General features: G+C 37.8%; 11 protein-coding genes and 2 pseudogenes. 12 read left to right on the forward strand and 1 reads right to left on the reverse strand.

The window, feature by feature from the left end:
• The first annotated feature begins 240 nt into the window (after nt 1–240).
• The 10 genes and pseudogenes from FNK51_RS24550 to gloA2 all read left to right on the forward strand — a co-directional run bounded on the left by FNK51_RS24550 (nt 241) and on the right by gloA2 (nt 9,287).
• Nucleotides 241–531 (forward strand): type 1 periplasmic-binding domain-containing protein, encoded by a 291-nt coding sequence (locus FNK51_RS24550; protein WP_098372822.1) that lies wholly within the window; start codon nt 241–243, stop codon nt 529–531.
• 189 nt (nt 532–720) lie between these two features.
• The gene (locus FNK51_RS24555; RefSeq protein ID WP_063234582.1) at nt 721–1,446 is read left to right on the forward strand and encodes a ThuA domain-containing protein; all 726 of its coding nucleotides are present in this window, start codon (nt 721–723) and stop codon (nt 1,444–1,446) included.
• 23 nt (nt 1,447–1,469) lie between these two features.
• Nucleotides 1,470–2,522, forward strand: a complete 1,053-nt coding sequence (locus FNK51_RS24560; RefSeq protein WP_141995010.1) for a Gfo/Idh/MocA family protein — start codon at nt 1,470–1,472, stop codon at nt 2,520–2,522.
• Between the two features lie 62 nt (nt 2,523–2,584).
• Entirely contained in the window at nt 2,585–3,553 is a 969-nt protein-coding gene (locus tag FNK51_RS24565; protein WP_063234584.1) for a sugar phosphate isomerase/epimerase family protein, read from the forward strand.
• 134 nt (nt 3,554–3,687) lie between these two features.
• Nucleotides 3,688–4,827, forward strand: coding sequence for an ABC transporter ATP-binding protein (locus tag FNK51_RS24570; RefSeq protein ID WP_141995011.1), 1,140 nt, complete (start codon nt 3,688–3,690; stop codon nt 4,825–4,827).
• Nucleotides 4,828–5,311: 484 nt separating this feature from the next.
• Complete coding sequence (locus FNK51_RS24575; protein ID WP_141995012.1) at nt 5,312–6,310, forward strand: ROK family glucokinase; 999 nt, start codon at nt 5,312–5,314, stop codon at nt 6,308–6,310.
• A gap of 141 nt (nt 6,311–6,451) precedes the next feature.
• Nucleotides 6,452–6,634 (forward strand): hypothetical protein, encoded by a 183-nt coding sequence (locus FNK51_RS26795; RefSeq protein ID WP_133345271.1) that lies wholly within the window; start codon nt 6,452–6,454, stop codon nt 6,632–6,634.
• Nucleotides 6,612–6,737, forward strand: a pseudogene (locus tag FNK51_RS27415) (recombinase family protein); the annotation flags it as partial. The gene FNK51_RS26795 and the pseudogene FNK51_RS27415, both read left to right, overlap by 23 nt.
• A gap of 276 nt (nt 6,738–7,013) precedes the next feature.
• Entirely contained in the window at nt 7,014–8,426 is a 1,413-nt protein-coding gene (locus FNK51_RS24585; protein WP_141995013.1) for a DHA2 family efflux MFS transporter permease subunit, read from the forward strand.
• 474 nt (nt 8,427–8,900) lie between these two features.
• Nucleotides 8,901–9,287 carry an SMU1112c/YaeR family gloxylase I-like metalloprotein gene (gene gloA2, locus FNK51_RS24590; protein WP_141995014.1) on the forward strand — a complete coding sequence of 129 codons (387 nt, stop codon included), beginning with the start codon at nt 8,901–8,903 and terminating at the stop codon, nt 9,285–9,287.
• A gap of 244 nt (nt 9,288–9,531) precedes the next feature.
• Here gloA2 and FNK51_RS24595 read toward each other — a convergent pair whose 3' ends face one another.
• Nucleotides 9,532–10,749, reverse strand: a complete 1,218-nt coding sequence (locus FNK51_RS24595) for a cytochrome P450 (protein ID WP_141995015.1) — start codon at nt 10,747–10,749, stop codon at nt 9,532–9,534.
• A gap of 391 nt (nt 10,750–11,140) precedes the next feature.
• Between FNK51_RS24595 and FNK51_RS24600 the strand changes: the two are divergent.
• Both FNK51_RS24600 and FNK51_RS24605 read left to right on the forward strand, forming a co-directional pair.
• A pseudogene (locus tag FNK51_RS24600) lies at nt 11,141–11,296 on the forward strand (VCBS repeat-containing protein); the annotation flags it as partial.
• A 383-nt stretch (nt 11,297–11,679) separates the two neighbouring features.
• Entirely contained in the window at nt 11,680–12,741 is a 1,062-nt protein-coding gene (locus FNK51_RS24605) for an ABC transporter substrate-binding protein (protein WP_141995016.1), read from the forward strand.
• Nucleotides 12,742–12,763 lie beyond the last annotated feature (22 nt).

Genomic DNA, 12,763 nt, shown 5'->3' on the forward strand with positions numbered 1-12,763 from the left:
ATTGAAAAGGTTTTACACATGTGCTAGTGTGTTTTTAGAAAACGTTTACGTAGAAAGTTGGTGGAAATTACAATTATTGATGCAGAAAAGAAAGCCAGTTTTATCTGTTTCTGGCATTCAGAAAAGTGATTGACGAGATTGGTTATCAGGCTAAGGCTGTTGTACTAGATATATTGCTTACTGGTTCTCAAAGTATCGAAACAATTAACAAGTGAAGTTTTAACAGGAATTGATGTTGGGATGATTGCCGGAACAAAAGGAGATGTCATTTCGACAATTCCTCGTGTAAATGGATTTAAGGACGCTATAAATGATGTTGGTGTTACGGTAACCATTCAAATGAGTACATATGAGTACATATGGGTATTATGGTCTTCAACGTGGAATAGAAAGGGTGGTTCAAGTTTGGACTATCCAACATTTACAGCTGTATTCTGTTCAAGTGATGTAATGGCTGTTCCACAACTCACGGGCATTGACAGCCGTTATCCGCTATCCGCTATGAGGAAGACTACAGTACCATTAACGTAAACGTTTACGTTGTTTTTAACGACTTAATTCAGTGCAGTCCATAGAGTGATAGGTTGGCAGGCAGACCTCTAAAGCAAATACTTTAGAAAGCGGTTGGGCAGTCAAATCGACAGCTTATGTATTGTGAAGTTGGAGATTTACGGATAATAATTTCAATACATCAAATCAAAATGAGAGGGAGTATTTATGATGGTAAAAGTAACTGTATGGAATGAAAATCGACATGAACAAAAAAATCCAGTTGTAAGAGAAGTCTACCCTGAAGGTATTCATGGTGCTATTGCAGCATTTTTAAAAGAAAGCGGATTTGATGCAAAAACAGCTACATTGGATGATCCCGAACACGGTTTAACAGATGCTGTATTAGAAGAAACAGATGTGCTGATTTGGTGGGGGCATTTAGCTCACGATGAAGTAGACGATGTAATTGTTAAAAAGGTAAAGCAGCGTGTATTAGATGGAATGGGCTTAATCGTATTGCATTCAGGCCATTTCTCCAAAATTTTCAAAACATTAATGGGTACAAGTTGTGATTTAAAATGGCGCGAAGCAGATGAAAAAGAGCGTCTTTGGGTAACAGATCCTAGTCATCCGATTACTGAAGGCATTTCAGAATATATCGAGCTAGAACGCGAAGAAATGTACGGGGAACATTTTGATATCCCGGCTCCAGACGAATTAGTCTTTACGAGTTGGTTCGAAGGTGGGGAAGTTTTCCGCAGTGGTTGCACATATAAACGAGGCAATGGAAAAGTCTTTTATTTTAGACCAGGCCATGAAACGTATCCAACATATCACAATAAAGATATTCAACGTGTCATTATAAATGGCGTGAAATGGGCACACCCAGTTGACAGAAAACGTCCTATATACGGAAATGCAACACCACTGGAACGAATTGCAGTGAAAAATTAAGGATATTAAAGGGGAAACTGATTATGAAAACAGTAAAAGTAGGGATTATAGGTTGTGGAAGTATCGCTCAACTTCGTCATTTACCAGAATATAAAATGAATAAAGAAGTAGAGATTGTAGCAGTTTGTGATATAAATGAACAGCGCGCCATTGAAGTTTCCAAGCAGTATGGTGCAAAAGTATATAAAAATTATGAAGAATTACTCGCAAGCGAAACGGTAGATGCAGTGAGTGTTTGTACACCAAATTATTTGCATGCGCCCATATCAATCGCAGCTTTAAACAAAGGCGTTCATGTATTGTGTGAAAAACCAATGGCTACGTCAAAAGAAGAAGCTCAGGCTATGATTCAAGCAGCAAAAGAAAGTGGCAAAAAACTTATGATCGGTCACAATCAACGCTTCGTTTCATCCCATCAAAAAGCACGTCAACTTATTGAATGTGGTGAAATTGGAAGAATATATAGCTTCCGTACCGCATTTGGTCATGGAGGACCTGAGCAATGGAGTGTTGACGGTAAAGAGAGTTGGTTCTTTAAAAAGAAAGAAGCGTTTATTGGAGCCATGGGAGATTTAGGTGTGCATAAAACAGATTTACTTCGTTACATTCTTGGTGAAGAAATCGTTGAAGTAGGTGCATTTGTGCAAACGAACGCTAAAGATTTTGCTAATGTCGATGACAACGCAGTATGTGTGTTAAAAACAGAAAGTGGAATTATTGGAACGCTCGCATCTAGTTGGGCGTACGTGGGTCAAGAAGATAACTCCACGATTATTTACGGTGAGAAAGGAATTCTTCGTTTAGAAGATCATCCAACGTATTCCTTAATCGTTCAATACGCAACAGGTGAGGTTGCAAATTATGAGCTTGGCAAAATTCAATCAAACGATGAGGGCGGCCAAGACAACTCACATGTGATTGAACAATTCGTAAATGCTATCGTAGAGGATAAAGAGCCAGCCGTTTCAGGAGAGGAAGGGGCAAAATCTCTATCTGTTATTCTAGCCGCTATTGAATCTCATGAAACCAAACAAATTGTAAGTACCTTTTTAGCGATAAAAGAGCCAGCAGTTTAAAATCCGCTTTATAAAAATATCTTACCATATTAAGAATTTGGGACCTATAGGAGGAAAACAACGTGAAATTGGGTGTATTTACTGTTCTATTTGCAAACTATTCATTTGAAGACATGCTAGATAAAGTGCAAACAGCTGGGTTACATACCGTGGAAATTGGGACAGGCTGCTATCCAGGAAACCATCATTGCCCGTTAGATGAATTATTAGAAGATGCGAATGCGAGAGAAAGCTATAAAAAGAAAGTAGCGGATCGTGGATTGACGATTAGTGCATTTAGTTGTCACGGAAATCCTATCTCACCAGAAGAAGGGTTTGCAAAAGAATCCAATGAAACCTTACGTAAAACGATTAAGCTGGCCTCTTTACTTGATGTACCTGTTGTCAACTGCTTTTCAGGAACAGCTGGTGATCACGAGGGGGCTAAATACCCAAACTGGCCGGTTACTCCATGGCCAAATGAATATGGTGAGATCTTAACTTGGCAATGGGAACAAAAGCTCATTCCTTATTGGAAAGAGGTAGGAGAGTATGCAAAAGAGAATAACGTGAAAATCGGATTAGAATTGCACGGAGGATTTTTAGTTCATACACCTTATACCTTGTTAAAACTTCGAGAACAAACATGTGATGCAATTGGAGCGAATTTAGATCCAAGTCACTTATGGTGGCAAGGAATTGATCCAGTGGCAGCCATTAAGATTTTAGCCAAAGAAAATGCCATTCATCATTTTCATGCCAAAGATACTTATTTAGATCAAGAAAATATTAATATGTTTGGGTTAACCGATATGCAACCATATGGAGAAGTTCGCTCGCGGGCATGGACGTTCCGTTCAGTTGGTTGTGGACATAGTTTAAAAGAATGGTCAGATATGATGAGTGCATTACGCACATACGGGTATGATTATGTGGTAAGTATCGAGCATGAAGATGCGATCATGTCTATTGATGAGGGATTCGAACGTGCAGTGACAAACTTACAAACGGTTTTAATTGAGGAATCACCTTCACAGATGTGGTGGGCATAACAAGTTAATTTTATTGAAAGGTCGTTGTGGTATGAATCTACTTGATCCATATCACAATATTTTTTCAAAATCAAATTATCATAAAATTCTAGTCTATTACAAATTAAAAAATCTGATTCAAGAAGGAGAAAACAATGGCCGAGTTAAGTTTAAATCATATTTATAAAATCTACGATAAAAACGTAACAGCAGTGAAAGATTTTAACCTTCAGATTGAAGATAAAGAATTTATTGTCTTTGTTGGTCCATCTGGTTGTGGTAAGTCAACTACTCTTCGCATGATTGCAGGACTTGAAGAGATTTCAAAAGGCGATTTTTTTATCGATGGTAAACGTGTCAACGACGTGGCACCAAAAGACCGAGATATTGCAATGGTCTTCCAAAACTATGCTTTATATCCCCATATGAGCGTCTATGACAATATGGCATTCGGTCTGAAATTACGTAAATTCGCGAAAGAGGAAATTGATCGTCGTGTACAAGAGGCTGCCCATATCCTTGGTCTAGAGCAATACTTACAGCGTAAACCAAAGGCCCTTTCGGGTGGGCAACGTCAACGTGTTGCTTTAGGTCGTGCAATCGTTCGTGATGCAAAAGTATTTTTAATGGATGAACCATTGTCCAATTTGGATGCAAAACTGCGTGTCCAAATGCGTTCTGAAATTGCTAAACTACATCAACGCTTACAAACCACCACAATTTATGTAACGCATGATCAAACAGAAGCGATGACCATGGCAACTCGTCTTGTTGTTATGAAAGATGGAATTGTTCAACAAGTGGGTGCACCAAAAGAAGTATATGACGAACCTGCAAATGTATTTGTTGGCGGGTTCATTGGTTCTCCTGCGATGAACTTCTTTACTGGTACCTTAAAAGAGGGTATCTTCCATATCGGACCGGTACGTATTGAGGTGCCAGAGGGAAAAATGAAAGGATTACGTGAGCAAGGATATATAGGTGAACAAATGATTTTAGGTGTACGTCCAGAAGATTTTCATGATGAGCTGATTTTCGTTGATGCCTCACCGAATACAACAATAAATATTAAAGTGGAAGTGGCAGAATTAATGGGTGCTGAAATAATGGTTTATTCACAAATTAATGATCAGAACTTTGTTTCGCGCGTGGATGCTCGTACAGAAGTGAAAGCAGGTCAACAAATGAAATTAGCTATAGACATGAACAAGGTACACTTCTTTGATAGTAAAACGGAGACTCGTATTCCACTTCCTATGAAAACACATAAAAGAAGAGAAGCTGGTGTCTTATAACAGATGTATGAACTACGAGAAATAAGTTTTTTAATTTCAATAAAAAAAATAGATAAATTAGTAAGGGTAGAGTGAGGATTAATGGTAGAAAAAAATTGACGTACTTCTTCGTCATGGACTCCAATCTCGATCTGGTGCTGAAATTTGTAGGAAAAGCATCATCTTTTAACAGTGACATTAATATTGTGAAAAAGGAAAAAAGGTAGTTGAGAAAAGTAATATCGGGGGAATGGCACTGACAGTTAGACATGGCAAAGGAGTTTAAATTTACTGCAGATGGAGACGATGAACAAAGGGCTATCGTAGCTCTAGAAAAATTTCTATTGAACAAGGAAAGATAGGAGTTAAACTTCTTAATTACTATATAAAAAAGTAAAGCTGTATAGTCGATAGCTAGTACAAGATTAACGAATTTAATCTTAACTTGCCGTAAGGTGAAGGCATACAGTTCCTTGCCAACTTGAATGAAAAAGGGTGAGTATTGATGGATGAAAAATGGTTAGTGGGTGCAGATATAGGCGGTACAACTATTAAAATGGCATTTATCAATCAAAATGGTGAGATTATATATAAATGGGAAATTCCTACCAATATAAATGAAAAAGGGAAAAATATTCCTAAGGAGATGGCTAAATCAATAGATCAAACATTAAGTGAGTTGGGGCAAGAAAAACAGAAGTTAATTGGTATTGGGGTTGGAGCACCCGGTCCTGTTAACTTGGGGAATGGTTCTATTGATGTCGCAGTTAACTTAGGGTGGAATAACTTTCCTTTGAAGGATCTTCTTGAAATGGGAACATCTTTGCAAGTCATAGTTGATAATGACGCAAATGCAGCAGCCATTGGGGAGATGTGGAAAGGTGCTGGACAAGGGTCAAAAGATTTATTATGTATCACCTTGGGAACGGGCGTTGGTGGTGGAATTATTTCCAATGGGCAAATTGTACATGGAATAAATGGGGCAGGTGGCGAAATAGGGCATATTACCTCTCTCGTAGAGGATGGGGCACCTTGTAATTGTGGGAAAACGGGATGTATTGAAACCATAGCATCTGCCACAGGTATTGTTCGTTTAGCGATTGAAGAATTATCTTTTACCGAGACACCAAGTAGACTGAGGGATTTTTACAATGAACATCAAATATTATCATCTGAGCTAGTATTTGAAGTAGCGAATGAGGGTGATGAATTAGCTAATAGAGTGATTGGGAAAGTTACCCTTTATTTAGGATTAGCATTAGCTCATCTTGCGAATGGTTTAAATCCTGAGAAAATTATCATTGGTGGAGGAGTTTCCAAAGCAGGGGATGCACTGTTAGTACCTTTAAAAGAGCAATTTACTCGTTTTGCTTTTCCAAGAGTATTGCAAGGAGTGGAGTTAGCCAATGCCACGTTAGGAAATGATGCAGGAATTATGGGAGGCGCTTGGTTGGTGAAAAAAAGATTACTAAACAGGAATGGAAATACACCTTTATATTTGTGATAGCACAATGAAAAGGTATAAGAATCAGAAAATAATAAATAATAATTTTATTTTTTACTATTTAAAGAGCATCGGTATTTTCAAAGTGCTCTTTTTTAATTTCAGCACAAAACTTATATTCTACAAGGGGATACAATGTAAATGACGAAATGGGTAGGGAAGACTAAAGATAAGAACACTCTGGCCATTCATCAAGCCACTAACGAAAAACAAGGTAACCTACTTTATAAAATGACATTATCCTTAGTTGACAATATTTATACAAGAAGAAACCGAGAAACGAAAAATTACTTGAAAGATGAGATCATATATAACCAAGGATAAAATAGTCTTGGTCCTACGAATGTATGACAGTAAGGAATACTCCATTAAAGGAATTATTTCACAGGTTTTTTTATACAGAGCTATTCAGAAACGGACCCTATAAACAACATAAGGAGCATACACTTTGCTCCTGTGTTCCCCATCATCTCTCTACTTATCTGCTACTTTGCGGTCTGTGACAGCAACCCTGTGACTAGGGCAATACGCACATCAATTGCAACCTGTTCTTCAAAGGGAATCCCCTTTTATTGTAGGGAAAGTAATGATTTAATGCTGACTTTATTGCTTTTATTTTTAACAGCAAATAAGTGGATATATGATGTAATTTCGTGTAATCTACAAAAGTATGTTTTTTCCAAATCGTAAAGGGGGACCATAATTGAGTTCAACAAAAAGTAAACAGACAACAATTGTTGCCCTTTTGCTAGCGGGTACATTTATTGCGATCTTGAATCAAACATTAATGATTACCGCGATTCCTCCTGTAATGGAAGAAATGAATATTACGGCAAATAGTGCACAGTGGCTAACTACCGTTTTTATGCTGGTTAATGGGATCATGATCCCTGTTAGCGCGTTTTTACTGGAGCGCTTTACCACCAGACAGCTCTTCCTTTCAGCCATGGGGATTTTTGCTATTGGTACATTGGTAGCGGGGCTAGCTCCTAATTTTGGAATGCTGCTGCTAGGAAGGATGATCCAGTCGAGCGGAGCCGGAATTATGCTCCCGTTAATGCAAACAGTCTTCCTAATGATTTTCCCTGTTCATAAACGGGGTGCAGCCATGGGACTGGTCGGGCTGGTCATTTCCTTCGCGCCGGCTATTGGGCCAGCTTTGTCGGGCTGGGTTACGGAGACCTACTCATGGAGGGTGTTATTCTTTATCATACTTCCAATTGCTATTATTGATATCATAGTTGCGTTCTTCGCTTTAAAAAATGTAACAGAAGTTACACGGCCAAAAGTGGATGTGCTTTCGATTGTTTTATCTTCCGTAGGTTTCGGTGGATTATTGTATGGATTTACAGCTGCTGGTAATTATGGCTGGACAGACGGGAGTACTATCATATCCCTAGGCATTGGAACAATTTCACTTGTTTGGTTTATCAAAAGGCAATTGCGATTGAAGCATCCAATGCTGGAGTTCCGTGTGTTCACGTATTCATTATTCCCGATTGCCATTATTATTGGAGCCATTACCTTTATGGGTCTGATAGGTGCCGAAACGCTCATCCCGCTATTTATGCAAAACATGCGAGGATTTACTGCGTTTGAAGCTGGATTAGCGATACTCCCTGGAGCACTTATTACCGGGTTAATGTCCCCGTTCATTGGACGTATTTTTGACCGGATTGGGGCCAGGTGGTTGGTTATTGGCGGATTACTCCTCATAAGCGCTTCCTCCTTTACTTTTATGGATGTTGGTCCTTCGACAAGTTTTACATTTATAATGGTAATGTACAGTATTCGGATGTTCGGATTAGCCATGGTTATGATGCCTGTTTCAACGGCCGCCTTAAACCAGCTGCCTAAACGGTTAATCGCCCATGGAGCAGCAATGGATAATACGATGAAAATGATTGCCGCATCTGTAGGTACTGCAATACTTGTTACTGTGATGACATCAGCTACCGAAAATGCTCAGCAGCGTCCCGAGATAGTACATCCTGATATGTATGGCGCGCAAATCTCATTTATTGTCATCGCTGTACTTTCGTTAATTAGCTTCCTAATTTCTTTTAAAATAAAGGATCAAAAATCAGCAGGAAAGGAGTTCGGAGAGAAGAATTAAAGATTTGAATCCGCTTTTTTTTAGGCTTGAAAAGAATCACAATATAGATTCATCTACTTGTGATTCTTTTTAAACTAAATCTCTTTTTTTTCGCCGCCAGGCTCCTCACCTTATTGAACTCTCTCAGTTTAAAACGTTTTTCTCGTAAAAACCCGCTTATTCGCAGGGGTTCATTTTGAATGTATGTTAACGGATATATGAAGTAACTTAGGGACATTAAGGCATCGTGAAATAAAAGAACAATGGAATTTTACCATGTTATGAACATTTTCCAACGCCGCGCCTGGAGGCTTTCCCTCCCATGTCCTATCATTCCTTCGGTAACTCATGAAATAAAAAAAGATACTGAATCAGCACCAGTTTCAAAGATTGAAGAAATGAAAATAAAAGGAACTGAAATCTAATTTTTTATTAATGGATAACTTTGGTGAAATTAGATTATAAAAATAACCAATCATCTTAGGGAGGAAGCAAATGAAGGTAAAAAAAATACATCATGTAGCTATAATTTGTTCCGATTATGAAAAATCAAAAAACTTCTATGTAAACATTTTAGGATGTGATATTAAGCAGGAAACATATCGGGCAGAAAGGAAGTCCTATAAATTAGATTTAATGGTGGGAGGGGAATATCAGCTGGAATTGTTTTCATTTCCGGATAGCCCCCACCGTCCAAGTTATCCAGAAGCAAGAGGGCTTAGACATCTTGCTTTTGAAGTAGAAGATATTCATCAAGCTATTGAAGGTTTAGAAAAAGAAAACATTCCAGTCGAACCTATCCGTGTTGATGAGTTAACAGGAAAAAGGTTTACTTTTTTTTGTGATCCGGATGATTTGCCTCTTGAAATATATGAAAAGTAGGAATTACCAGAAGGGTTATGCATATTTCGATACAAGAAAAGACTTTCATCAAGGTGCCCTAAAACCAAAATAGTATTTAAAACGAAAATGGCAATCATTTTGTGATTTCCATTTTCGTTTCTTTATTTTTTACGTCATAAAATCCGAATTATATATTTAGTTTTTATCAACCTAGTGCAGTGTTATTTCTAATAACTGGAATAAATATAGGGTGTTCGTTTATATTCTTAGGAGGCAAGGCTCATTATCTTGTGAATTTTAAAGGAAGACTTTTCACTCCAAAAACGAACGGACTTGGAATCGCCTCCAGCTCAGTCCCTTTTACACCTTCCAATTTTGCAAATGTACTTAATAGTGTCACGAGAGCTACTTCTGCTTCTAGACGTGCAAGCGGGGCACCTAAACAAAAATGAATACCAAACCCGAAACTCAAATGAGGATTTAATTTCCTTTCTAACGTAAACCGATTAGGTTCTGCAAACTTTTGTTCATCCCGGTTTGCCGAAGCGACCCAGCAAATTACTTGTTCCCCCTTTTGGATTGTTTTGCCCCCAACTTTGACATGTTCCTTTGTAACACGGCCAATTGCCTGTATTGGAGGATAAAAACGTAGTGTTTCTTCTACCAATTTTGGTATTAAAGGTAGATTTGTCCTAGCTTGTTCTTGAATGTTTTTATCTTCTGTCATATAGCGTACGGCATTTGTAATTAAATTAGTTGTTGTTTCATTGCCCGCAACTAATAATAAAACACAGAAAGATAGTACTTCCTCTTCTGTTAATTTTTCCCCATCAATTTTTGCTGCTAATAATAGCGAAATTAAATCTTCTTCAGGATTAATTTTTCTCTCTAAAATTATTTTTTTGAAATATTCTTTAAGAAACCCACTTCCTTCCTTACGTTTTTGTGCCATTCTTTGGAAGGCTTCATTTGAACCATCTTTGGCGCCTGCCACGAGAACATCAGAATAGGTTTTAAAAAGATCCCGATCCTTAGCAGGGACCCCCAATAATTCGGCAATTATAATGACAGGCAACGGACCAGCAAGATTATGAACGAGATCCATAGTCCCCTTCTCATTAACTTGATCGAGAAGGTAAAGTGTCACCTCTTCGATTTTATTTTTTAAATCCTTCACTGCTTTAGGAGTGAATGCCTTGTTCACTAAGTTTCTCATTTTTGTGTGTCTAGGAGGGTCCATTGTCAAAATGCTTCCTTGAAGAGTTCCAGACCCTCGTTCCGATGAAAACAGTTTTGGATTTTTTAGAATATAATGAACGTCTTCATATCGAAACACATCCCAGCAGCTTCGAGCCTGGTCGTACCTTACAGGAGTTTTTTGTCGTAAACTATTAAAGATTGGAAAAGGAAATAATTGATCTGCGTTCGAAGCAATTTCGCTCATGGGGATGAGATTAGCATACTGCTCCACTGCGCTTGTTGATTTACGTTCTTGTGTCATGGTTTCATCTCTCCTTTTATTGTGCCTAATATTCATACAGAAAATAGTCATGAACCGGTTCATTAACTAAGATAACAAACTCGTAATTTGGTTTCAATTGACATAAATTGAGATATTTTTCAATAAGAAGAAAGTAATAACTCGGAAAATTTGATTCACCATCTATTGAAAAACTCTTTTGAGTTTCATAGCTTCTCGTTTAAGGTCATACCGGTACCCCAAGTCATGCCAGCAGTGTAATACTTAGCTTTTTATATTTATATATTTCAAAAAACTCTCAAGCTATCCACAAAATTCCTGCATATAATTCTATATTGATAATAAAGAAACAGTTGGGATGAAAATTGGATACGTATGATATCAGAAAAGTGATTCATTACTATACAAGTATGGTGTTTTGAAGGCACCGATAGCTGGATGGGTCAACCCTTTATCTGCTTTATATCCGGTAGATTATAATAGGGACGGGATATATGAGCTCGAAGCATATCAGAGGATAGCCGGAAGGTACAATGCCGATTCACTCGGAGTTGTAGGTGTAATATTATTGATTTTGTAATTTGCTGCTTGGTAAATTACCATTTAAAAGCGTGATTTAGGAAATGCTGAATCTTTACTTTTTCCAGCTAACATGAATCCGGATGAACCAGATGGAACAGAAGAGTTATGTTAATGGAGCAGCCTGATGTATCCGGATAGTTAAAGGAAGCAGACACTCAATGATTCTAAATGAGTGTTTTTTTGTACAGAAATCCACCGAATTATCTAAATTTTCCAAAATTATAATTGACCACGCTGGGACAGCTGATTTAGAATTGATATGTATATGAAATCATGTTTTGTATATAAAATTAAAAGAAGGGGGAATAGTAATATCTTTTTATGGAGAATTTTCAATTGACTAAAAATTGATTTAGGGAGGTAAGTAATATGTTTAAGAATAAATTGGCGTTCGTTCTGCTTTGTTTGGCGTTAATAGTATCTGGATGCAGTTCAAGTGACGAAACAACTACAGAAAATAAAGGGAGTTCCGGAGGGAAAGCGGTAAAGCTTACTTTTACGGAACCTGCACGGTTATTGTCAGTTGCCCCTTTATATGTAGCCATTGAGCAAGGATTTTTTGAAAAAGAAGGAATAGAAGCTGAGATTGTATCTGGTGGTGGAGGAGCACAAGTCATTGCTTCTGTATTATCGGGAGAAGCTCAGTTTGCGGTCTCAGGTCCTCGAAGTATGTTCACTCCTCTTGACAAAGGTGAAGATTTAATGGCGATTCAATCTTTAAATTCAGCGCTAACTTATCAAATTACTCTCTCTAAACAATATCAAAAGAAAAAGAATGTTTCTAAAGACTCATCACTTGAAGATAGAGTTGCTTCATTGAACGGCGCGACTATTGGTACAAACCTTGTTGGCGATTCTGGAGACGTATACACCCGATATTTAATGCAAATGCATGGTGTTGATCCCAAAACTTTTAAAGCCGTCAAATTAGCAGGAGATGGATCGAAGATTGGCGGTATGCAGGAGGGGATTGTTGACGGTGGTATAGCATCACCTCCAATGGGTTTACAAGCGGAAAGTAAAGATGTTGGTGAGATTGTAATCAATACAAGTGAAGAGCCAATGTATGGGAATATGGTCTGGGAAGCTGTTTTTGCTAAAAAGGAATATTTAGAAAAAAATCAGGAAACATCTTTGAAAGTAGTTCGGGCAATAGGGAAAGGTATGGAATTCACACGTAATAATCCAAGAGAAGCAGCCGAATCAATCGTATCTTATTTTGATGGAATTGATGTTGATATCCTAGAGGAATCACTAATCGGATTGAAAAACACTTTTAAAGGATATGGGGAAATGAATCAAGAAGCTTGGGATAATGCCCAGGATCCATTAGTTGAATTCGGCAAGTTGTCAGGCGTTTCTACTAAACAGGATACTACTGAAGATGTTATTTGGACAAATAGTTATATAGAAGAAGCATTTAAAAAATAATTAGATAGAAAGGAGATGATAG

Origin of the sequence: Bacillus sp. B4EP4a, assembly GCF_006680105.1 — a bacterium.
GTDB lineage: Bacteria > Bacillota > Bacilli > Bacillales > DSM-1321 > Peribacillus > Peribacillus simplex_E.

What these genes read in the sequence shown, in the direction of transcription:
- FNK51_RS24550 (WP_098372822.1), top strand. Translation starts at nt 241, where the DNA reads ATGATTGCCGGAACAAAAGGAGATGTCATTTCGACAATTCCTCGTGTA.
- FNK51_RS24555 (WP_063234582.1), top strand. Translation starts at nt 721, where the DNA reads ATGGTAAAAGTAACTGTATGGAATGAAAATCGACATGAACAAAAAAAT.
- FNK51_RS24560 (WP_141995010.1), top strand. Translation starts at nt 1,470, where the DNA reads ATGAAAACAGTAAAAGTAGGGATTATAGGTTGTGGAAGTATCGCTCAA.
- FNK51_RS24570 (WP_141995011.1), top strand. Translation starts at nt 3,688, where the DNA reads ATGGCCGAGTTAAGTTTAAATCATATTTATAAAATCTACGATAAAAAC.
- FNK51_RS24575 (WP_141995012.1), top strand. Translation starts at nt 5,312, where the DNA reads ATGGATGAAAAATGGTTAGTGGGTGCAGATATAGGCGGTACAACTATT.
- FNK51_RS26795 (WP_133345271.1), top strand. Translation starts at nt 6,452, where the DNA reads ATGACGAAATGGGTAGGGAAGACTAAAGATAAGAACACTCTGGCCATT.
- gloA2 (WP_141995014.1), top strand. Translation starts at nt 8,901, where the DNA reads ATGAAGGTAAAAAAAATACATCATGTAGCTATAATTTGTTCCGATTAT.
- FNK51_RS24595 (WP_141995015.1), bottom strand. Translation starts at nt 10,749, where the DNA reads ATGACACAAGAACGTAAATCAACAAGCGCAGTGGAGCAGTATGCTAAT.
- FNK51_RS24605 (WP_141995016.1), top strand. Translation starts at nt 11,680, where the DNA reads ATGTTTAAGAATAAATTGGCGTTCGTTCTGCTTTGTTTGGCGTTAATA.